Raw genomic sequence first — 20016 nt, 5'->3', positions numbered from 1 at the left:
TCGGTTTCGTTCATCCCGGACGCCCGGACGCCCGGACGCCCGGACGCCCGGACGCCCGGACGGTCCGAACGTCGGATTCGTGCACCCCGCGACCGGCGTCGCCGTGCGGGCATCAAGGTGTGTGCGACCCATTCGAGGAGACCCACGCATGTACGAAAGCGCAGCTCACGCCGCCGTGCGGCAGGCCGTGGCCGACGGGCTGCTCGGACCGGACGAGCCGCTCGCCGGGTTCGTCGACGTCGACGGGGTGCGCCGCGCGGTCTCGGCACTGCACGACGCGTTCGGCGCCCCGCCCGGCCCGGCCGGTGCCCCGCCCGTCCCGTCCGGGGAGGGCGGCGGTCCGCCGGTGCTGCACACGTTCGCCGCGAAGGCCGCGCCGCTCGTGCCCGTCCTGCGGCTGCTCGCCGACCTTGGGATGGGCTGCGAGGTCGCGAGCGCGGGGGAGTTGCGGCTGGCGCTGGCGGCGGGGTTCGCGCCGGGGACGATCGTGCTCGACTCGCCCGCCAAGACGGGTGCGGAGATCGCCGAGGCGCTGGCGCTCGGTGTCGCGGTGAACGCCGACAACCTCGACGAGCTGCACCGGATCGACGCGCTCCGGCGGACCGCCGGGGGGTCGTCGTCCGTCCTCGGGATCCGGGTGAACCCGCAGATCGGGGGCGGGGAGATCGGGTCGATGAGCACCGCGACGGCGACGTCGAAGTTCGGCGTCGCGATCGGGGATCCGGGGGGCCGGGAGCGGGTCGTCAGGGCGTTCGCGGAGCGGCCCTGGCTGGCGCGGCTGCACGCGCACGTCGGGTCGCAGGGGTGCTCGCTCGACCTGCTGGCGGCCGGGGCGCGGGAGACGTTCGGGCTCGCGGAGGAGATCGGCCGGAGGGGCGGGCGGGTCACGAGCGTCGACATCGGCGGCGGGCTCCCGGTGAACTTCGACGGCGACGCGGACCGGCCCGCGTTCGGCGAGTACGCGCGCGCCCTCCGCGAGACGGTTCCGGGCCTGTTCGGCGGACGGTACGGGCTGGTCACCGAGTTCGGCCGCGCGCTGCTGGCGAAGAGCGGGTTCATCGCGGCGCGGGTCGAGTACGTCAAGGACGCGGGCGGCCGCCGCGTCGCGGTGACGCACGCGGGCGCGCAGGTCGCGACGCGCACCGTGCTCATGCCGGACGCGTGGCCGCTGCGCGTCACGGCGCTCGATCCGGGCGGGCGCCGCAAGACGGGACGGCGGCTCGCGCAGGACGTCGCGGGCCCCTGCTGCTTCGCGGGGGACGTCGTCGCGCACGCCCGCGACCTGCCGGAACTCGAGCCCGGCGACTTCGTCGTCCTGCACGACACGGGCGCGTACTACTTCTCGTCCCCGTGGTCGTACAACAGCCTGCCGCGTCCCGCCGTGCACGGTTTCACCGCGGGCGGGGGCGCGGTGGCGTTCGCCCCGATCCGGGACGCGCAGACGCTCGACGAGGTCGTCGCGGAGAGCGGCCTCGCGCACGCCGCCGCCCTCCTGCGACCCCCCGTCCGTTGACCCCACGCGGGTTCGCGGCCGGTCAGCCGTAGCGGGCGGCGATCGAGCGTTCCACGCGCTCGCGCGCGGTCTCCGGGGCGGTGATGCCGATCAGGACGTAGTAGGCGAGGCCCTCGGCGTGCGCGATCAGGTCGACGGCCGCGGCCTCGGGCTCGCCGACGCCGTCGCGGCGCAGGAGGTCGGCGACCTCGCCGTGGAAGCGGGCGTACTCGTCGCGCATGCGCGCGGCGATGGCGTCGTCGGCGAGGGCCAGCGCGGCGAACGACTGCCGGACGCGCAGGTGCGCGCGGGTCTCGGCGTCGCGGGCGATCAGCTCGGTGAGGACGGCCGTGAGGACGTCGCGGGGCGGGGCGCCCGCGAGGTCGCGGCCGACCCGCGCGCGGATCCGCGCGCTGCTCAGCGCGTTGCCCCGGTCGAAGGCCGCCTCGATCAGCCGCTGCTTGGCGGGGAAGTAGTGCTGGACGCGTCCGGGGGAGACGCCCGCGCGCGCCGCGACCTCGGTCAGCGACACCGCCGCCAGCCCCCGCTCGGCGACGATCGCCAGGACGGCGTCGGCGATCTCGTTCCGCCGCTCCTCGTGCCGGACCCCCGGCCCTCGCGTGCGCCGCTCCATCTCCCCGCTTTCCAGTGTGATCGCATCGGATTGACTCGTCCGAGTCTAGCCGCATAGCCTGCGGCCGACGCAGAACAATGCGTTCACATCGATTTGGGGGGTGCCGATGGCGGCGCGGATCGTCCTCGTGCTCGCGTGCGCGGCGCAGTTCATGGTGGTCCTGGACGTCTCGGTGGTGAACGTCGCGCTGCCCGCGATCCAGGACGACCTGGGGTTCGCCGCCGCCGACCTGCCGTGGGTCGCGGGCGCCTACACCCTCACGTTCGCCGGGTTCCTGCTGCTCGGCGGACGGCTCGCCGACCTCGCCGGGGCCCGGCGGACCCTCCTGCTCGGCCTGCTGCTGTTCTGCCTGCCCAGCCTGGTCGGCGGCCTCGCGCCCGCGCCCGGCGTGCTGATCGCCGCCCGCGCCGCGCAGGGGATCGGCGCGGCCGTCCTCGCCCCCGCCACCCTGACGATCATCACCACGACGATCCCCGAGGGGCCCCGGCGGACGCGCGCCCTCGCCGTCTGGACGGCCGTCGGCCTGGCCGGCGGGGCGGCGGGCAACCTCGTCGGCGGGCTGCTCACCGAGGCGCTGTCGTGGCGGTGGATCCTGCTGGTCAACGTCCCGGTCGGGCTCGCCGCCGCCGTCCTGGCCCGGCGCGTCCCGGACGGGCGGCGCGGCCGCGCCCGCCGCCTCGACGTCCCCGGCGCGGCCGTCGCGACCGCCGGGCTCGCGCTGCTCGCGTTCGGCGTCATGCGGGCCGGGTCCCGGGGCTGGACGGACGCCGGGACGGCCGGGGCGCTCGGCGGCGCGGCCGTCCTGCTGGCGGCGCTCGCGCTGATCGAGGCGCGCGGCGCCGCCGACCCGCTCGTCCCGCCGCGCCTGCTGCGCTCCCGCGCGATCGGGCTCGGCAACGTCCTGACGCTGCTCGCGGGCGCCTGCTTCCAGGTACCGATGTGGTACTTCCTCACCCTCTACATGCAGGACGTCCTCGGCTTCACGGCCCTCGAAGCCGGGCTCGGCTTCCTCCCGCACACCCTGCTCACCCTGCTCGTCGGCCTCCACGTCACGCCGCGGCTGATGCGGCGCGTCGACGACCGCGCGCTCGTCGCCGCCGGGGCCGCCGTCGCGGCGGCGGGCTTCCTGTGGCAGAGCGCCGCCGCGGCGGACGGCACCGGCTCGTACGCGCGCGACGTCCTCGGCCCGGCCGTCCTCGTCTCGATCGGCGGCGGCCTGCTGAACACGCCGCTGACCGCCACGGTCACCGCGGGCGTCGCCGCACGCGACGCGGGCGCGGCGTCCGGGCTGCTGAACACGGCGAAGCAGGTCGGCGGCGCGGTCGGCCTCGCCGCGCTGGCCGCCGCCACCGGCACCCACGCCGCCGCGTTCCTGGCGATGGCGGTCATGCTGGGCGCCGTCGCCGCCGCGTCCCTCGCCCTCCCCGCCCGCCGCGACGGCGACGCCGGCGGCGCGCCGGACGCCCCGCGCCGTGCCGGGCAACCATCCACGGGGTCTCGGCGGTACTAGTCGGCAGGAAACCCCCGGGAGGACGAATGCGGGACCGGCCGGACTATTCGGCATACGTGGCGGAGCGGTCGCCCCGACTGCTGCGAACCGCCTACCTGATGTGCCGAGACTGGGGCCAGGCGGAGGATCTGCTGCAGACCGCGCTGGTCAAGGCGTGGCGGGCCTGGCGGCGTGTCGGCGCCGACCCCGACCCGTACGTGTATCGGATTCTCGTCAACACGCACGCTTCGTGGGCTCGGCGCCGCTGGCGCGGCGAGCGTCCGACGGACGCGCCGCCGGACGGGGCCGACCCGGCGGACGCGTTCGGCGCGTGCGACGACAAGGCCGTCCTGTGGGCGGCGCTCGGACGGCTGCCGGTCGGGCAGCGCGCCGTGATCGTCCTGCGGTACTTCGAGGACCTGCCCGAACCGCGTGTCGCGGAGATCCTCGGCTGCTCGGTGGGGACCGTCAAGAGCCAGGCCAGCAAGGGGCTCGCCAAGCTCCGCATCGACCCGGAGATCGTCGCGGCCGCGCCGCGAGGGAGGGACTGACCGATGGAACACGATCTGACGGACCTGCGCGAGGTCATGGAGAACCGCAGCGCCGCCCGGGCCCCCGACCCGGACCTGCACGAACGGCTCCGGCGCCGGATCAGGCGCGGGCGCCGGATCCGGCTCGGCGCGGGAGCCGCGGCGGCCGTCCTCGCGGCGGGCGTCGCCGTCCCCGTCCTCGGGAGCACCGGGGCGGGACCGGCGAAACCGGAACGGGCGCCGGTGCTCGCGGGCGTGCCGGACGACGCGTTCACGTCGTCCGGCCCCAAGTACGGGATGGCGCCGCTGCGCGAGGTCCGCTACTCGTCGATCGTCCGAAAGGCGCGGGTCACCTACACGCCGACCGGGCCGGACACGATGGTCGAGTACCGGTGCGACGCGCCGTCCAAGGTGTACGAGGTGCTGCCCGGAGGGGGGCTGTCGGGCGGGGGCTGCGACGAGAACGACAGCTTCGAGGGGTACCGGCATGACGAAGAGGGCGTCGCGGTGACGTACCAGGCCGTCGTGGTCCCGCTGGACGTCGACCTGCGGTCGGTGGCCGAACTCGACCGGTACGTCGAGGAGCACTCCCCGGCGCCCGGCCGGTGGAGCGTCCGGATCTACAGCGGAGAGTGCACCGCCGAAGCGTGTTCCAAGCCTTCGCCCGCCCCCCGGCCGGGCTCGCGGGTGAAGGGGCTGGAGCGGCTCGCGGAGGCGCGGGGCGTGCCGGACGGACGCGGTCGCACGGTGTCGTTCGTCCCGAGCGGGCGGTCCGTGCGGCTGCGCGTGACGTGCCTGGACGGTGCGGCGCTCGCGCTCGTCCGGTGGGGCGGGCGCACCGACACCGTCGAATGCGAGGCGGCCGAATCCCTGGGCGCCGTCCTGGATCACCCGGTCAGGCCCGGCGAGCGGACCGAACTGGAGATCGTCGTGCTTCCGGCCGCGGCGACCGCGCCGGCGTCGACCGACGACGCGGGCGTCGCGGAGGCGATGGAGGGCGTCGAGCCGGACGGCACGTGGAAGCTGGAGGTCTTCGCTCGCTGACGGCGCCGGTCACCACGCGGCGATGAGCGGCGTGCCGGGCTCGCGCCGCCGCCACGCCGCGGTGAGGCGGGCGAGCCTGGCCTCGGCCGCGATGCCGCGCACGGCCGCGACCCTCCCGTCGGCGATGTCGAACGCCACGACCCCGATGACCCGGTCGTCGAGCACCGCGAGGAGGGCGGGGGAGCCGTTGACCGGCGCGAGGTGGATCGCGGGGCTGCCGCCGAGCCGCCGCCGCTTCCCGGGCGTGGGCTTGAAGGCCGCGCGGAAGGCGGCGGCGACGCGGCCGGGTTCGCGGAGCCGGAGCAGCGTCCCGGCCAGGCCGCCCGCACCGTCCGAGATCGCGGTCGCGTCGTCGGTCAGCAGCTCCACCAGCCGCTCGGTGCGTCCGGACGCGGCGGCGGCGACGAACTCCTCGACGATCGCCCGCGCGGACGCGGGATCGACCTCGCCGCCGCGGCGCGCGTCCGCGACCCGGCGCCGGGCCCGGCTGGCGTGCTGCTGGCTGGCCGCCTCGGTGATGTCGAGGATCCCGGCGATCTCGGCGTGCCGGTAGGAGAACGCCTCCCGCAGCACGTAGACCGCCCGCTCGACCGGCGCGAGGCGCTCCATCAGCGTCAGCACGGCCAGCGACACCGACTCGCGCTGCTCGGCGGTCTCGGCCGGTCCGAGCATCGGGTCGCCCTCCAGCAGCGGCTCGGGCAGCCAGGCGCCGACCGCCCGCTCGCGGCGGGCATGGGCCGAGCGCAGCCGGTCCAGGCACAGATTCGTGACGATCTTGGTGAGCCACGCCTCCGGCACCTCGATCGCCGACCGGTCGGCGGCCTGCCAGCGCAGCCACGCGTCCTGCACGGCGTCCTCGGCGTCCGCCGCCGAGCCGAGCAGCCGGTACGCCAGCGAGGCCAGCCGGGCCCGGCCGGCCTCGAACCGGTCGACGTCGAGGTCCACGGGGTTCACCCTAGGCGGGCACGCTCTCGCTGGACGGGACGGGCCCGTCGGCCAGGCGGCGCCTGCGCTTCGGCACCCCGAAGGTCGGGTGCGCGATGCTGTGCCGGGAGCCCCCGAGGACGCCCGCCTTCACCCGCGCGGCCGGCCGCCCGCCCACGTACCACGACTTCGAGCGCGCGTCGCCGTCGACCATCTGCAGGATCCCGTCCCGCCGCCCGAGGCTGATGTGGTTGCCGACGTAGGGGAGCTTCTTGTTCGGGACCGGACGTCCTGTCAGCCGGCCGATGATCGCCTCGATCGCCTGGCCGCCGGTGACCCCGGCCGACGCGCAGGACATCGGCAGCGGCCGCCCGTTCGAGCCGATCGCGTGGGCGGTGTCGCCCGCCGCGTAGACGTCCGGGTGCGTGACCGAGCGCATGGTGCCGTCGACGACGATCCGGCCGGTCTCGGTGACGTCCAGCCCGGCGGCGGCCGCGATCGGGGCGACGGCGAACCCGGCCGCCCAGACCGTCGCGTCGGCCGGCAGGACCGTGCCGTCCGCGGTGACCGCCCGTCCCGCCTCGACGGCCTCGATCCGGGTGTGCTCGTGGACGGTGATGCCCAGTCGGTCGAAGGCCCGGTGCAGGTGGCCGCGGGCACCCGGCGAGAGCCAGGCGCCCGGCTCGCCGCGCGAGACGAGCCCGACCGACAGGTCCGGCCGCGCCTCGGCGATCTCCGTGACGGTCTCGATGCCGGTCAGGCCCTCCCCGACGACCAGCACCCGCCCGCCGCCGTCCAGCTCCGCCAGGCGCGTGCGCAGCCGCAGCGCCGCGCGGATGCCGGTCACGTCGTGGGCGTGCTCGGCGACGCCGGGAACGCCGTGGTCGGCGGCGCGGCTGCCGAGCGTGTAGAGCAGCGTGTCGTACCCGAGCTCGTCGTCGCCGTCCGCGTCGGTCACCGTGACCGTCCCGCTGTCCGGGTGGACGGCGGCGACGCGCGCCAGCCGCAGATGCACGCCGGTGCCCGCGAAGACGTCGGCGAGCTTCCGGGGCCGCAGGTCCCGGCCCACGGCGAGCTGGTGCAGGCGCATACGCTCGACGAAGTCGGCCTCCGCGTTGACGACCGTGATCTCGACGTCGGCGGGTGACAGCCGCCGGGCCAGGACCCCGGCGCTGTAGGCCCCGGCATATCCGGCGCCGAGGACGAGGATGCGGTGCTTCATGGTGATGCTCCGTCTCTGTTCGCTCGTCCCTTGAGCGAGACGGCGCCTCGATCCCTGACAGGAACCGAATGTGAGACGGGTCACCCCGAACGTCCGGGGGCGGGTGAGGCGATGACGGCGAACCGTCGCGGGCGGGGGCGGGGGCGGGGGCGGGGACGCGGACGGGCCCCGGGCGGATGCCCGGGGCCCGTCGGCGAACCGTCAGTTCGGCTGGGTCAGCCGATGGTGATGTTCTCGGCCTGCAGGCCCTTCTGGCCCTGGGTGACGTCGAAGGTCACCCGCTGGCCCTCCACCAGCTCACGGAAGCCCTGAGCGGCGATGTTGCTGTAGTGGGCGAAGACGTCGGCGCCGCCGTCGTCCTGCGCGATGAAGCCGAAGCCCTTTTCCGAGTTGAACCACTTCACGGTACCGGTGGCCATGTTCGTCTCCTTCTGGATCTGTTCCCGGCCCGCACCTTGCGGGCTCGGGGACGCCGCGTCGAACCCATCCGGAGAATCCAGATCAACAAAAATGCGCCCGAGGTGGAAACCCTCAGGCGCATGCAAGAGTCTATGGGAACCGCAACTTTCAGTCAGGGTAGCACACGTTCGCCTGAACTCTCCGCACCCCGTCCGGAAACTTCGTCGCCGCCCGGTGCCGGGAGCAGGAGCGCGGCGACGGGGACGTCGAGGATCCGGCTCACGGCGTCGAGGGTGTCGGGGTCGAAGGGGCATTCGGCCGCGCGGGGCGGGAGGTCCGCGGGGGTGCGGGGACGGCCGGTGCGGGCGGTGAGGGCTTCGGCGACGCGTTCGGGGGTGAGCCCTCGGGCGCGCGTCCACCACGCGATGTTCGCGGCCACCGTCCGGTTCGGGGTCCGGGCGGGACGGCCGGTCGCGGACGGGCGCGGCGACCCGCCCGCCGCCGCGCTCCGCGCAGCGCGGCGGCGGGCGGTGATCAGGGGCACCGGGACGAGCAGCGCACCGAGGATCGGGAGTCCCCACGGGTACGAGGCGGCCTCGGCGGTGAAGGCGATGGGCTCGTCCAGACCGGCGATCTCCCCGCGGATCGTGTAGCGGCCGAACGCGGGGGCGTCCAGGGTGACGGGGACGGCGTAGGTGCGTTCGGCGCCCGGGGCGAGGGTGCCGAGGGGCGGGGCGTCGATGACGCGGGCGGGCTGCTCGCCGCGCCCGGCGGTGAGGGTGAGCGCCGGGTCGGTGAGGGCGGCGGTGCCGTTGTTGCGGAGGGTGACGCGCAGGGTGCGGTCGGCGGACCCGGCGAGCCAGCCGGGGCCGACGCCGCCGCCGGTCACCTCGACCTTCGTCGCGGTCAGCCGCCGGGTGGGCGCGCTTCCGGTGGCGGGCGCCTCGGTGGCCGGCAGGGTCGGGACGCCGGTCACGGCGATCGGGGCGGTGCGGGGTTCGCCGCCGGTCACCGGACGGACGGCGATCACGCACGGGCAGCCGACCGGCGGCTTCGCGGCCGTCAGGACGACCTTCGCGGCCGTGCCCGCGCGGACGAACGTGCCCGCGGACGCGCCGACGGCGCAGTCGACGGTGCCGCGCCGCGCCCCGTTGCCGCACAGTTCGACCAGCACGTTCCCGGCGGGCCAGCCGGTGAGTTCGACGGTGACGCGGTCGCCGGGGTCGACGGTCTCGCGGTCGAGCGCGATGCGCGGTTCGGCGGGCGCGGCGTGCGCGGCCGGTCCGGCCGCGAGGAGGGCGGCGCCGAGCGCGAGGGCTGTGACGGTCCTCACCTGGCCGCCCTCCGCCGCCGCGCGACCAGGTACGCGGCGGCGCCCGCGAGGACGAGCGCCGCCGCCCACGGGACGTGCCACAGCGACGCCCGCCGGACGATCGGGCGCGCGTCCACCGGGTCGCCGCTGCGCGGGTCGGTCGCCGACAGGAGCACGGACGCGGTGAGCCGTCCGGCGGGTGCGACGTCGCCGACCCGTTCGCGGAACGTGTAGCTGCCGCCGGGGAGGAGTTCGGGGATGCGGCGCTCGACGGGTTCGCCGAGCGCGACGCCGAAGGGGCCTTGGGTGCTGACCTTCGCGAGTGCGGCCACGCGCACGTTGCCCGTGTTCCGCACCGTGTACGTGACGTCCATCCGGCCCGCGCCGAGGGGTTCGGACGCGTATCCGGTGCGGAGTTCGGAGACCTGCAGGGCGGGCCGGAGCGGTCCGGCGGCCCGCAGGTAGACGCGTGCGGCGACGCGCCGGTCGACGTTGACCGTCCGTCCGGCGGGGGTCGTCTCGGGGCGGGTGACGGACGCGACGATGCCGCCGCCGTGGTCGCCGGGCGTCGCGTCGTGCGGGACGGTCAGGGTGAACGGGATGTCGACGGTCTCACCGGGCCCGACCTTGTACGAGCCCTTGGCGAAATCGATCCACGTTCCGACGGCGGCGGGCTGCTGGGCGGCGGTGAGCAGCGCGAACGAGCCGTCGGCGGTGTTGAACGCGTCGGTGGCGTAGACGTCGAACGTCCGGGCGCGCTCGCTCAGGTTCGTCACCGTCACCTTGTCGGTGACCCGCTGCCCGGGGGACAGCGAGTAGACGAAGTAGTCGCGCCCGTTCGGCCCCCTCGGGCCGGCGGGCCGCACCGCCCACGTGACCCCGGCGGGCCCGGGCGCGGCCCGTCCGGCCACGGCCGCCGCTCCCGGCGCGGTGGCGGCGGAGACCGGCGGGGCGGGTGCGGCGAGCAGCGTCGCGGCCAGGGCCGCCGCCGCGAGGACGGGCGTGGGGTTCATGGTGGGCTCCGGCGTGGAGGTCGGGGGCGCGGCGCCGAAAGGGGGAGACGGCGCCGCAACCCGGTCAAGCGGTCAGGAGAGGGTGAGGGTGAGGGTGCCGGTGTAGGAACCGGGGCCGACGCCCGCCGGGATCAGCAGGTCGAGCGCCGCCCCGGCGGTGAACACGCCGCCGCTCGTCCCGGCGGCCGACGTCGCCAGCGTCTGCGCGGTGCCGAGGCTGGTGACCTGCGGGCCCGCGGTGACGGCGGCGCCCGAACCGTCCTCGACGACCGCCGCGGACGGCGTCCAGCCGAGGTTCGCCGCGGGGATCACGCCGCCGTCCGCCGCGGCGAGGTCGCCCATCTGGCCGACGAGGTTCCAGCCCGCGTCGGTGCCGCGCGCGTCGGTGACGGTGGCCCGGTTCAGCTCGCCGCTCGCGCGCCCGCCGGGCGCGGCGTCCGAGAGCGTCACGTCCGTCCCGTCCACCGCCATGCTGAGCGCGCCGGTCTCGGTGACGTTCGCGGTGATCCGCTGGTCGGCGCTGCCGCCGCCCACGCCCGGCTCCTCCGGCTCCCCGGGGTTCTCGCCGCCGGTGAACGTGACGGGCGTGGCGGTGTCCTGGCCGCGGTCGGGCGAGCCGTGCGCCGCGAACGTCAGGACGTAGCACTGCGTGACCAGGCAGTCGACGGCGTTGCCGTCGCCGTCGGTGTACTGCGCGGTGATCCCGGCGAGCGTGACGTCGAACGTCCCGTCGGCGTTCATCTTCGCCTGGCCGCCGCTGCCCGACGCGTTCTTGTGGACCCACTTCGTCGCCTGGTACGCGTTCGCGTTCAGGTACCAGTCGTCGCCGTTCTTCGGCCCGAACGCGACGTACACGCCGAACCCGTTGTTGATGTCCGGGTCGAAGCCGGTTCCGGTGACCTGGATGTCCTGCCCGGCGGGGTCGGCGTCGGCGGCCGGGGCGACGGTCGTCGCGGGCCCGGCCGCGAGCGCGGGCGCCGCCGACAGGCCGAGCCCGAGCAGGGCCGTACCGGCGAGGACGGCCGTCCTGCGCGCCGCTCGTCCACGGTTGGTGTGCATGCGTGCTCCTTAGGGAGGGGACCGGCGCGGGTTCGCGCCGGAGCGGGGTTCAGGGGCGGCGGCGGGCCAGCCGGCGGACGGCGAGTCCGGCGGCGGCGACCGCGGCGACCGCCAGCCAGAACGGCCAGGGCGACCGCGCGGGCGGGCCGGACGCGGTGACGCGGGCGGGTTCGGCGGCGAGCGGCGCGGCGGAACCGGCGGGGGACGCCCGCGGCACCGGGCTCGCGGTGCCGCCGGGCGTGGTCGCGAGGCCGCCGTGCGGGTTCGCGCCGGCGGCCGTGCCGCCCGCGCCGCCCGCGGCCCCCGCGCCGGCCGCGCCGCCCGCGGCCCCCGCGCCGGCCGCGCCGGCCGGGCCGCTCGAGCCGGTGGATCCGGCCGGGCCGCCCGGGCCGCCCGAGCCGGTCGCGGCACCGCCGTCCCGTCCGGGCGAGGAGGACGGCCCGCCCGTGCCGCGGAACGCCATGGGGACGGACGCGTCCTGGCTGCGGTCGGCGACGCCGTGCGCGGCCATCGCCATCACGTAGCAGCGCGTGCTCGCGCAGTCGACGGACCGTCCGTCGCCGTCGGTGTAGCGGGCCTTCACCGTGAGGGTGACCGAGAACGTGCCGGACGCGCTCATCTTCGCCTGCGCGCCGCCGCTGCCGCCCTTGTGGACCCAGACGGCCGAGGCGAAGGCGTTCGCGTTCCGGTGGAAGTCGGCGCGGCGCGGCCCGAACACGACGTACACGCCGAAGCCGTTGTTGCGGTCGGGGTCGAAGCCGGAGCCGGTGACGGTCACCGACTCCCCGGCGGGATCCAGCCCGGACGTCTTCGAGACGCGCAGGGACGCCGCGTGCGCAGGTCCGGCCACCGCGACCAGCCCGAGACCGGCGGCGGTCGCGACGATCGCACCGGTGATGCGCCGACTCACGAGACCAACCCCTTAGGTAAGCCTTGCCTAATGAAACTTAGGTGAGCCTAAGCTAAGGTAACGATCACTCGGCGGCAAGGGGCCGACCAGGAACGACGGTTTGGACGGACCATGAGAGCGCTGCGAATCCCTGTCCGGTTCGGCGCGGCCGCCTCGGCGGTCGCCGCCGGTCTCCTCCTCACCACCCCCGCCACACCCGCACTCGCCGGTACGGCCTCGGCCAACGGCCCCGAAGGGCAGACGGTCACGGTCTCCGAGACCACCGGCCTGCCCGCCGGCGGCTCCACGACCGTGACCGTCACCGGCCACGGCTTCGACACCGGCAAGGGCATCTACGTCGCCTTCTGCAAGGACAACGGGCCGGGCGAGGCGCCGTCCCCCTGCGGCGGCGGCGCCGACACCACCGGCTCGACCGGCGCGTCCCACTGGATCTCCGACGATCCGCCCCCGTACGGCAAGGGCCTCGCCGAGAAGTACGGCGCCGACGGGTCCTTCGAGGTCACGCTCAGCGTCACCGGCGCGCTGAACGACACGGTCGACTGCGCCGAGACCCGCTGCGTCGTCGCGACCCGCGCCGACCACACCCGCGGCCAGGACCGCACCCAGGACGTCCGCGTGCCGCTCGCGTTCGACGAGGGCGGCGCCCCCGCCGTCGTGTGGGCGGGCGGCGCGGCGGCGGCCGTCGCCGCCGTCGCGGCCGGCGGCGTCCTCGTGCTGCGCCGCCGCCGGAACTCCCCGGCGGAGCCGACGCCGTGAGGACCGTCGTCGCCGCCATGCTCGCGCTCGTCCTGCTCAGCGGCTGCGCGGCGGGCACCGCCTCCTTCGGGGACGACCCGGTCACCGACGCCGCCGCCGGCTGCGGGCCGTCGACGGTCCGCACCCCCGGGGACGTCGACCCGGTGAAGCCCGCGCCGGAGCCCGACCTGCCCGCCACGGTCGAGTCGGCGGACGGCCGGAAAGTGACCGTGCGCGGCGCGGAGCGCATCCTCGCCGTCAACATGTACGGGTCGCTCGCCGAGATCGTGTTCAGCCTCGGGCTCGGCGACCGCGTCGTCGGCCGCGACGCCTCCACCACGTTCCCGTCCGCCCGCGACCTGCCGCTCGTGACGAACAACGGCCACGACCTGTCGGCCGAGGCGATCCTGCGGCTGAACCCCACGGTCGTCCTCGCCGACGCCGGGATCGGCCCGCCCGAGGCGCTGCAGCAGCTCCGCTCGTCCGGCATCCCGGTCGTCATGATCGGCGACGAGCAGACGCTGCCCGCGATCGGCGAGCACGTCACCGCCGTCGCCGCGGCGCTCGGCGTCCCGGACGCCGGGAAGGAGCTCCGCACCCGCATCGAGGGCCGGGTCGAGGCCGCGAAGCGGGACGCGGCGGCGTCCGCCCGCCCGCTCCGCGTCGCGTTCCTCTACCTGCGCGGCACCGCCGGGGTCTACCTGATCGGCGGCGACGGCGCCGGGTCGGACGCCCTCATCGAGGCCGTCGGCGCCGTCGACGCCGGAACCGCCGCCGGGCTCGGCGGATTCCGGCCGCTCACCAGCGAGGGGATGATCAACGCGGCGCCCGACGTGATCCTCGTGATGTCCAAGGGCCTCGCGTCCGTCGGCGGCGTCGACGGCCTCGTCGACCTCCCCGGCGTCGCGCAGACCCCCGCGGGCCGCAACCGGCGCGTCGTCGACGCCGACGACGGCGGCCTGCTCACCTTCGGCCCCCGCACCGGCGAGATCATCGAGGCCCTCGCCGCCGCCGTCCACCACCCCTGCGACCGGCCGTGACTCCGGCGAGCGCCAGCACGGGCCCGCACCGTCCCGTCCCGGCCTTGATCGGCGGCGCCGCACGGTCGATCATTCGAACTTGCGAGGTGCCATGACGCAGACGAGCCGACGGACGGAACCGCCCGCCGAACCCGGCGTGCCCGCCCCGGCGGGCGCGGACGGTCCGGCGGGTGCGGACGGTCCGGCGGGTGCGGACGGTCCGGCGGGTGCGGACGCCTCCGGTGCCGCCGTGACCGGGCGGTCGACGGGCCCGACCGCCTCCACGGGCGCGACCGCACGGCACGCGCGGGAGCGGGGGCGGCGGGTTCCCGCGCCGGTGCTGGTCGGCGGGCTCGGGGCCGCGCTCGTCGTGACGGTCGTGGTCGCGGCCGGGCTCGGGCAGGTGCGGATACCGCCCGCCGAGGTGCTCGGCTCGATCGCGCACCGGATCGGGCTCGACGTGGGGCCGGAGCCGTCCGGGCCGCAGGCGGAGAACGCGCTCTGGGTCGTCCGGTTCCCGCGGGTGATGCTCGCGGTCGTCACCGGCGCGGCGCTCGGGTGCGGCGGTGCGATGATGCAGGGCGTGTTCGGCAACCCGCTCGCGGAACCCGGCGTGATCGGGGTGTCGTGGGGCGCGGCGGTCGGCGCCGCGACCGTGATCGTGTTCGGGCTGAGCGCGTTCGGGAACTGGACGATCGTGCTCGCCGCGTTCCTCGCCGGGCTCGCGACGACCCTGCTGGTGTACGCGGCGTCCCGGGCGGCGGGACGCACCGAGTCGGTGACGCTGCTGCTCACCGGGATCGCGGTGAACGCGGTCGCGACGGCCGCGCTCGGCCTGCTGATGTTCGTGTCCACCGACGACGCGCTGCGCGCCATCACCTCGTGGCAGCTCGGCAGCCTCGCGTCCGCGACGTGGCCCGCCGTGGCGGCCGTCGCGCCGTGCGCGGCCGCCGGCATCGCGGTCGCGTTCGCGTGCGCCCGCCGCCTGGACGTCCTCGCGCTCGGCGAGCGTCCCGCCCGGCAGCTGGGCATCGACGTGGAGCGGCTCCGCTTCACCGGCATCGCCGTCATCGCGCTCACCACCTCGGCGGCCGTCGCGTTCAGCGGCATCATCGCGTTCGTCGGGCTGGTCGTCCCGCACCTGGTCCGGATGCTGGCCGGGCCCGGCCACCGGACGCTCGTCCCGGCGTCGGCGCTCGGCGGCGCGCTGCTCGTCGTCGTCGCGGACGTCGTCGCGCGCACGTCCATCGCCTACCAGGAGCTCCCGCTCGGGGTGCTGACCTCGCTCGTCGGCGGCCCGTTCTTCTTCTGGCTGCTGCGCCGCGACCGGGCGGGGGCCCGGCCGTGATCGGGCTGCCGCGGCGGCCCCGCCCGCCCGGACCCCGCGAGCCCGGCACGGTCGCGCTCGCCGCCGAGGCCGTCACCGTCCGGCACGGTGCCGCGACCGTCCTGTCCGGCGCGGACCTCGACCTGCGGCACGGCGAGACGCTCGCGCTCGTCGGGCCGAACGGGGCCGGGAAGTCGACGCTGCTCGCGGCCCTCGCGGGCGACACCGCGCCCGCGTCCGGACGGGTCGTCCTGCACGGCCGCCCGCTGGACGCGTGGACGGCCCGCGAGCAGGCGATGCGCCGGGCCGTCCTCCCGCAGCGGCACTCGCTCGCGTTCGGGTTCACCGTCGAGGAGGTCGTCCGGATGGGCCGCGCGCCCTGGGCCGGCACCCCCGCCGAGGACGCCGACGACGACGCGGTGGCCGCCGCCCTGGACGCCGCCGGGGTCGCCGCGTTCGCCGGCCGCCCGTTCACGTCCCTGTCCGGCGGCGAGCAGGCCCGCGCCGCGCTCGCCCGCGTCCTGGCGCAGCGCACCGCGACCGTCCTGCTCGACGAGCCGACCGCCGCGCTCGACATCGGCCACCAGGAGCACGTGCTCACCCTGCTGCGCGCCGAGGCGGCGCGGGGCGCCGCGGTCCTCGCCGTCGTCCACGACCTGGGCCTCGCCGCCGCGCACGCCGACCGCGTCGCCGTCCTGTCGCGCGGACGCGTCGTCGCCTGCGGGCCGCCCGGCCGCGTGCTCACCGCCGAACTGCTGAGCGAGGTCTACCGGCACCCCATCGAGGTGCTCCCGCACCCCCGAACGTCCCGGCCGCTCATCCTCCCCGAGCGTCCGGCCGCCCCTCCCGAGAGGACGCCATGACCACCACCGACCCCTTCACCCCGGACGTCGTCGCCGCCATCGCCCGGCACATGAACGACGACCACGCCGCCGACTCGGTGCTGATCGTGCGGACGCTCGGCGGCGAGCCCGACGCCGAGACCGCCGTCATGACCGGACTCGACGCCGACGGCGCCGACTTCGCCGTCCGGACGGGCGGACGCGACGTCGCCGTCCGGATCCCGTGGAGCCGCCGCCTCACCGAGCGCGCCGAGGTCCGCACCGAGGTCGTGCGCATGTACCAGGACGCGCGCCGCACCGCCGAACCGTTCTCGGCCCGGCTCCGCGCCGCGACCCGTCCCGACCACGACGGCACCGAGAGCACCCCGTACATGACGGCGCTGCTCGACGGCCGCCTGACCCGCGACCAGTACGGCGCCCTCATCGCCCAGCTCCACTTCGTCTACGACGTCCTCGAGCGGGCCGCCGACCACATGCGGGACGACCCCGTCGCCGGCCCCTTCGACCTCCCCGGGCTCCGCCGCCTCCCCGGCCTCGAAGCCGACCTCGTCCACTTCCACGGTCCCGGCTGGGCGTCCCGCATCGAACCGGACGGCGCCACCGCCGCCTACTGCGCCCGGCTCCGGGAGGTGTGCTTCGACTGGCCCGGCGGCTTCGTCGCGCACGGCTACACCCGCTACCTGGGCGACCTGTCCGGCGGCCAGGCCATCGGCGCCCGCGTGGCCCGCGCCTACGACCTCGACGCCGACGGGGTCCGCTTCTACCGGTTCGACGAGAAGCCGAAGGCGCTGAAGGAGCGCTACCGCGCCCTCCTCGACGCCGCCCCCTGGAGCCCGGCCGAACAGGACCGCGTCATCGACGAGGTCCGTACCGCCTACCGCCTCAACGCCGACCTCGCCGCCGCCCTCGACCGCACCCTCACGGAGACCTGAACCCCCGTCCCGGCACCATAGTTCTCCGCCAACGGTCCGCATATCCGCTTCAGGTTTTCCCGGGGAAGAAGCTGAAGCGGCCGTGATCTTGTCCCGGATTCTGCTTCATGTTCTGCTTTTTCTGTAGCCATTTGTCTCTCAAAAGGGGAGAAAATGCCTAGAAAGGGCATGCGGGCCGGGGTGATCCTCCCGCTGGCGGCGGGGCTGTCATTGGTGACGGCCTGTTCGTCGGGCGGCGACTCGAGCGCGGTGGAGCCGGTCGGCGAAACGGTGACGCAGCAGCAGGTCAAGGAGCCTGAACTGGCGGAAAAGGCCACGATGTCGGCCCACAACGTCGAGGTCCACTGGTTCGACGACCTGGCCACCATGGTCGCCACGTCGAAACTCGTCGTTCTCGGCGAAGTCCGGTCGGTACGGCCGGGGCGCTGGGTCGGCGAGGAGGAGCCGGACGGCCGGCTGCGCGTCCGCGATGTCACGCTCGACGTCGAGAAGGTCCTCTTCCGCGAGGGCGTCGCCGCCCCCGAGACGGTGACCTTGGACGAGTGGGGCTGGGACAGCCGCGGCGTGGGCTTCTGGGACGCGAACCTGACGTGGACCGGGCCGGGTGACCGGGGGTACTACTTCCTCACCCCGGTGCAGGACGCCCCGGGCCATTACCGCCTGATCAACTCGCAGGGCCGGGCCCTGATCGAGGGCGGCGAACTCACTCCGGGCTCCGAGGAGGGCTCTGCCCTTCACCAGACCATGCACCACATGTCTCCGAAGGAACTCGAAACCGCCGTGTCCGAGGCGGTCGGCAAGGTCCGCGCGGGCAAGGTCCAGCCCCAGAAGACGCCCTGAGCGGACGGAGAGTGAGTTTCGAGATGCGCAAAGCCTTCTACCCGCTCGGCCTGCTCACCACCGGCCTCTTCCTGGCCGGAACCATCGTGACGCCGGCGTACGCCGACCATGGTGGCGACGTCATCGGGCCCGACAACAACAGCCAGGCCGTCAAAGGCCAGAATCTGACCGCGCGCGGCAAGCTCGCCTTGCAGCGAGGCCGAGCTCAACTGGATCGCAGCAAGATCAACACGTCCTCCGGTGGCGGCGACATCTACGTCCGTGACGGAAGGTACGGCAACAACGGCAGCTACGGACGGATGTGGTGCAGTAAGCAGGACGGCAACGGCGACTGCGACATCTTCCAGATAACCTTCAACAACTCCGAGCTTCCCGCACGCGACTACGCATACCGTGCCGTCGGCTGCCACGAATTCGGGCACACCGGCACGCTGAGGCACCGGTCCCGATCGGAGGACACCGACGGCAATTCGTGTATGCGCACCTACATCAGTGACACGTGGGCGGGCCGACTGGACTCGCACGACATCAACGCGATCAACGGCAACGCCTGAGATCGGCCGGAGCGCCCTGCCCTCGCCCGGGGCAGGACGCTTCCGCACGCCGGATCCAACGATGCGGCGCCGCCGCGTCACGGTTCGTCGATGATGCCCGAAACCGCGATCCGGAAGCCCAGTTGAGCGCGGCTCGTGGCACCGAGGCGGCGGCACAGGGCGGCGATGTGCCCGCGGCAGGCCCGTACGCTCATGCCCAGCCTGCGGGCGATGGTCTCATCGACAAGCCCGGCGACGAGCAGTTTCGCGACGGCCACCTGGATCTCCTCGGAGATCTTCCCGGGTACGGGCTCGGGCCCCAGCGGTCCGGCCTGCTCCCAGGTGGCCGTGAAGATCTCATCGAGATGAGCGGCGAGGGCCGGGTGCTTGATCTCCAGCCATGCGGGCACGAAGACCGTCGCGGAGTCCAGCAGCAGCATCGGGACGATGGGGAGGCCGGTCGTCCGGACCTCGGCGCCCTCGTCGAGCGACTTCCGCAGCCTCCCGAGCAGCGCCTTGTCGGACCTCAGCGAATGCGGACAGAGCAGGTTCACCGCGACGCCCCGCTCGAGCAGCACGGGAGTCGCCGCCAGCCACCGGTCCGTCGGGAGGTCGGAGGGCCGGATGACGAGCATCCGCTCCCGGGCCACGGCGAACGCGGCCATCAGTGCGGTGTCGACCGCGACGGCGCCGTCCAGCGGCCTGATAGAGCCCTCGGGCCTCGCCCACCGGCCCGGACCGGTGCGGGGATGCGTTTCCAGGACGGAGTCGAGCGCCGTATGGAGGGCGCCGAGCCGCCGCTGGAGCTCCCGGATCTCCTGCTCGACCGGGTCGAACCCCCACCACGGTGTGCCGACTGTTCCGGGACGCTGGTCGTCCATTGCTTCCACGTCTCCTCTGGCGCAGCCGCCGTCGACGTCCAGGGTCATGCGGCGGGCGGCGATGAGCATGCCCGGCGGCACCAGCACGCGCGGCGGGACCCTCGGCAGCAGCCGGGTGGTGAGCCCGCCCGCCGACACCAGGACGGTCCTGACCATCGGCAGGAACGCGACGCCCGTCCTGACCGGCGAGCACCCCACGGGTTGCCATGACCTCGCCCTCATTCGCGGTGCGCCGCGCGGCTCGCCGGCGCGTATGCGAACAAGACGCCGCCGCCTCGCCCCGTGTGACGAATCCGGCGTGTGACCCGCGACACCTCCCGTCCGCCGGCCCGACCGCGCGCGGTCAGGTGGTGTGGCGGGTGCGGGCCAGCGCGAGGGCGCCGAGGAGGGTGGCGAGCGAGCCCACCAGCATGCTCACGAAGGCCCCGCCGAGTCCGTTGCCGGTGCCGATGCCGCCATCGGCGGTCGCGGCGACCACGCCGCCCAGGGCGATGCCGAACGGGCCCGCGAGCAGGGACGCGACGGCGAAGTGCCGTGCGCTCGCGGTGGGGCGGGCGAGGGCCCGCCCGGCGAGGGCCACGCCGGCCAGCCCGGCCAGCGCGGCCACGACGGCTCCGAGCCGTCCAGGGCTCATCGCGAAGACGTCGGCGGTCGGCCGGGCCCAGACGTGTGTGGCCGCCGACGCGGCGAGAACGATGCGTACCGACATGAGGGGGTCCCCTTTCCGTCACCGGATGTGGCCCCGATGATGTCCGCCGGATCCGGCGCGGGGCGTCCGGCGAACGTGGACACTTCGTGCTACCGCCGGTGCCGCCGCCCGCTGCCGCGGAGGGGGTGCGGCGCGGCGGGGTACCGCGTGCGCGGTAGCCGGACGATCGT

General features: G+C 75.3%; 21 protein-coding genes. 11 read left to right on the top strand and 10 right to left on the bottom strand.

Annotation, left to right across the window (positions count from 1 at the left end):
* Positions 1-148 precede the first annotated feature (148 nt).
* Positions 149-1513 carry a diaminopimelate decarboxylase gene (locus F7P10_RS15900; RefSeq protein ID WP_151010057.1) on the top strand — a complete coding sequence of 455 codons (1365 nt, stop codon included), beginning with the start codon at positions 149-151 and terminating at the stop codon, positions 1511-1513.
* Between the two features lie 22 nt (positions 1514-1535).
* Here F7P10_RS15900 and F7P10_RS15895 read toward each other — a convergent pair whose 3' ends face one another.
* Positions 1536-2126 carry a TetR/AcrR family transcriptional regulator gene (locus F7P10_RS15895; RefSeq protein ID WP_151010056.1) on the bottom strand — a complete coding sequence of 197 codons (591 nt, stop codon included), beginning with the start codon at positions 2124-2126 and terminating at the stop codon, positions 1536-1538.
* A 106-nt stretch (positions 2127-2232) separates the two neighbouring features.
* Here F7P10_RS15895 and F7P10_RS15890 point away from each other — a divergent pair, with 106 nt between their 5' ends.
* Genes F7P10_RS15890 through F7P10_RS15880 form a run of 3 tightly spaced genes read left to right on the top strand, consistent with a single transcriptional unit; the run spans position 2233 to position 5189 of the window.
* Positions 2233-3636: an MFS transporter gene (locus F7P10_RS15890; protein ID WP_151010055.1), complete on the top strand. Its 1404-nt coding sequence runs from the start codon at positions 2233-2235 to the stop codon at positions 3634-3636.
* A gap of 26 nt (positions 3637-3662) precedes the next feature.
* On the top strand, positions 3663-4166 hold the full coding sequence (locus F7P10_RS15885; RefSeq protein ID WP_151010054.1) for a SigE family RNA polymerase sigma factor: 504 nt from the start codon (positions 3663-3665) through the stop codon (positions 4164-4166).
* A gap of 3 nt (positions 4167-4169) precedes the next feature.
* Positions 4170-5189 carry a hypothetical protein gene (locus F7P10_RS15880; RefSeq protein ID WP_151010053.1) on the top strand — a complete coding sequence of 340 codons (1020 nt, stop codon included), beginning with the start codon at positions 4170-4172 and terminating at the stop codon, positions 5187-5189.
* A 9-nt stretch (positions 5190-5198) separates the two neighbouring features.
* Here the strand turns inward: F7P10_RS15880 and F7P10_RS15875 are convergent, their stop codons facing one another.
* The 7 genes from F7P10_RS15875 to F7P10_RS42360 form a co-directional block, all read right to left on the bottom strand.
* The gene (locus tag F7P10_RS15875) at positions 5199-6134 is read right to left on the bottom strand and encodes a sigma-70 family RNA polymerase sigma factor (protein ID WP_151010052.1); all 936 of its coding nucleotides are present in this window, start codon (positions 6132-6134) and stop codon (positions 5199-5201) included.
* Between the two features lie 10 nt (positions 6135-6144).
* Complete coding sequence (locus tag F7P10_RS15870; protein ID WP_151010051.1) at positions 6145-7335, bottom strand: NAD(P)/FAD-dependent oxidoreductase; 1191 nt, start codon at positions 7333-7335, stop codon at positions 6145-6147.
* 215 nt (positions 7336-7550) lie between these two features.
* Positions 7551-7754: a cold-shock protein gene (locus F7P10_RS15865; RefSeq protein WP_151010050.1), complete on the bottom strand. Its 204-nt coding sequence runs from the start codon at positions 7752-7754 to the stop codon at positions 7551-7553.
* Between the two features lie 152 nt (positions 7755-7906).
* Positions 7907-9067, bottom strand: coding sequence for a hypothetical protein (locus F7P10_RS15860; RefSeq protein ID WP_151010049.1), 1161 nt, complete (start codon positions 9065-9067; stop codon positions 7907-7909).
* Positions 9064-10059 (bottom strand): DUF916 domain-containing protein, encoded by a 996-nt coding sequence (locus F7P10_RS15855; RefSeq protein WP_151010048.1) that lies wholly within the window; start codon positions 10057-10059, stop codon positions 9064-9066. The genes F7P10_RS15860 and F7P10_RS15855 overlap by 4 nt, the downstream gene beginning before the upstream one ends.
* 72 nt (positions 10060-10131) lie before the next feature.
* On the bottom strand, positions 10132-11118 hold the full coding sequence (locus F7P10_RS15850) for a hypothetical protein (protein WP_151010047.1): 987 nt from the start codon (positions 11116-11118) through the stop codon (positions 10132-10134).
* 49 nt (positions 11119-11167) lie between these two features.
* Positions 11168-12028 carry a hypothetical protein gene (locus tag F7P10_RS42360; protein ID WP_176611487.1) on the bottom strand — a complete coding sequence of 287 codons (861 nt, stop codon included), beginning with the start codon at positions 12026-12028 and terminating at the stop codon, positions 11168-11170.
* Positions 12029-12139: 111 nt separating this feature from the next.
* Here F7P10_RS42360 and F7P10_RS15835 point away from each other — a divergent pair, with 111 nt between their 5' ends.
* The 7 genes from F7P10_RS15835 (at position 12140) to F7P10_RS15805 (ending at position 18277) form a co-directional block, all read left to right on the top strand.
* Complete coding sequence (locus tag F7P10_RS15835; RefSeq protein ID WP_151010045.1) at positions 12140-12784, top strand: hypothetical protein; 645 nt, start codon at positions 12140-12142, stop codon at positions 12782-12784.
* On the top strand, positions 12781-13803 hold the full coding sequence (locus F7P10_RS15830) for a hemin ABC transporter substrate-binding protein (protein WP_254716621.1): 1023 nt from the start codon (positions 12781-12783) through the stop codon (positions 13801-13803). Before F7P10_RS15835 ends, F7P10_RS15830 begins: the two co-directional genes overlap by 4 nt.
* 91 nt (positions 13804-13894) lie before the next feature.
* Positions 13895-15130 carry an iron ABC transporter permease gene (locus tag F7P10_RS15825; RefSeq protein ID WP_254716620.1) on the top strand — a complete coding sequence of 412 codons (1236 nt, stop codon included), beginning with the start codon at positions 13895-13897 and terminating at the stop codon, positions 15128-15130.
* Complete coding sequence (locus tag F7P10_RS15820; protein ID WP_151010044.1) at positions 15127-15972, top strand: heme ABC transporter ATP-binding protein; 846 nt, start codon at positions 15127-15129, stop codon at positions 15970-15972. Before F7P10_RS15825 ends, F7P10_RS15820 begins: the two co-directional genes overlap by 4 nt.
* On the top strand, positions 15969-16883 hold the full coding sequence (locus F7P10_RS15815; RefSeq protein ID WP_176611486.1) for a biliverdin-producing heme oxygenase: 915 nt from the start codon (positions 15969-15971) through the stop codon (positions 16881-16883). The genes F7P10_RS15820 and F7P10_RS15815 overlap by 4 nt, the downstream gene beginning before the upstream one ends.
* A gap of 168 nt (positions 16884-17051) precedes the next feature.
* Complete coding sequence (locus F7P10_RS15810) at positions 17052-17723, top strand: hypothetical protein (RefSeq protein ID WP_151010043.1); 672 nt, start codon at positions 17052-17054, stop codon at positions 17721-17723.
* Between the two features lie 11 nt (positions 17724-17734).
* Positions 17735-18277 (top strand): hypothetical protein, encoded by a 543-nt coding sequence (locus F7P10_RS15805; RefSeq protein WP_151010042.1) that lies wholly within the window; start codon positions 17735-17737, stop codon positions 18275-18277.
* 77 nt (positions 18278-18354) lie between these two features.
* Here F7P10_RS15805 and F7P10_RS15800 read toward each other — a convergent pair whose 3' ends face one another.
* Together F7P10_RS15800 and F7P10_RS15795 are read right to left on the bottom strand one after the other, a co-directional pair.
* Entirely contained in the window at positions 18355-19293 is a 939-nt protein-coding gene (locus F7P10_RS15800; RefSeq protein ID WP_151010041.1) for a hypothetical protein, read from the bottom strand.
* Positions 19294-19480: 187 nt separating this feature from the next.
* Entirely contained in the window at positions 19481-19846 is a 366-nt protein-coding gene (locus F7P10_RS15795) for a DUF6223 family protein (RefSeq protein WP_151010040.1), read from the bottom strand.
* Positions 19847-20016: the final 170 nt, after the last annotated feature.

This window comes from Actinomadura sp. WMMB 499, from assembly GCF_008824145.1.
Taxonomy (GTDB): domain Bacteria; phylum Actinomycetota; class Actinomycetes; order Streptosporangiales; family Streptosporangiaceae; genus Spirillospora.
The sequence above is the reverse complement of the archived record's forward strand: the minus strand, read 5'-3'. Positions and strand labels throughout refer to the sequence as shown.

Excerpts from the sequence above, each read along its gene's own strand:
- F7P10_RS15900 (WP_151010057.1), top strand. The coding sequence starts at position 149 with ATGTACGAAAGCGCAGCTCACGCCGCCGTGCGGCAGGCCGTGGCCGAC.
- F7P10_RS15895 (WP_151010056.1), bottom strand. The coding sequence starts at position 2,126 with ATGGAGCGGCGCACGCGAGGGCCGGGGGTCCGGCACGAGGAGCGGCGG.
- F7P10_RS15890 (WP_151010055.1), top strand. The coding sequence starts at position 2,233 with ATGGCGGCGCGGATCGTCCTCGTGCTCGCGTGCGCGGCGCAGTTCATG.
- F7P10_RS15885 (WP_151010054.1), top strand. The coding sequence starts at position 3,663 with ATGCGGGACCGGCCGGACTATTCGGCATACGTGGCGGAGCGGTCGCCC.
- F7P10_RS15880 (WP_151010053.1), top strand. The coding sequence starts at position 4,170 with ATGGAACACGATCTGACGGACCTGCGCGAGGTCATGGAGAACCGCAGC.
- F7P10_RS15870 (WP_151010051.1), bottom strand. The coding sequence starts at position 7,335 with ATGAAGCACCGCATCCTCGTCCTCGGCGCCGGATATGCCGGGGCCTAC.
- F7P10_RS15865 (WP_151010050.1), bottom strand. The coding sequence starts at position 7,754 with ATGGCCACCGGTACCGTGAAGTGGTTCAACTCGGAAAAGGGCTTCGGC.
- F7P10_RS15855 (WP_151010048.1), bottom strand. The coding sequence starts at position 10,059 with ATGAACCCCACGCCCGTCCTCGCGGCGGCGGCCCTGGCCGCGACGCTG.
- F7P10_RS15850 (WP_151010047.1), bottom strand. The coding sequence starts at position 11,118 with ATGCACACCAACCGTGGACGAGCGGCGCGCAGGACGGCCGTCCTCGCC.
- F7P10_RS15835 (WP_151010045.1), top strand. The coding sequence starts at position 12,140 with ATGAGAGCGCTGCGAATCCCTGTCCGGTTCGGCGCGGCCGCCTCGGCG.
- F7P10_RS15825 (WP_254716620.1), top strand. The coding sequence starts at position 13,895 with ATGACGCAGACGAGCCGACGGACGGAACCGCCCGCCGAACCCGGCGTG.
- F7P10_RS15815 (WP_176611486.1), top strand. The coding sequence starts at position 15,969 with ATGACCACCACCGACCCCTTCACCCCGGACGTCGTCGCCGCCATCGCC.
- F7P10_RS15810 (WP_151010043.1), top strand. The coding sequence starts at position 17,052 with ATGCGGGCCGGGGTGATCCTCCCGCTGGCGGCGGGGCTGTCATTGGTG.
- F7P10_RS15800 (WP_151010041.1), bottom strand. The coding sequence starts at position 19,293 with ATGGTCAGGACCGTCCTGGTGTCGGCGGGCGGGCTCACCACCCGGCTG.
- F7P10_RS15795 (WP_151010040.1), bottom strand. The coding sequence starts at position 19,846 with ATGTCGGTACGCATCGTTCTCGCCGCGTCGGCGGCCACACACGTCTGG.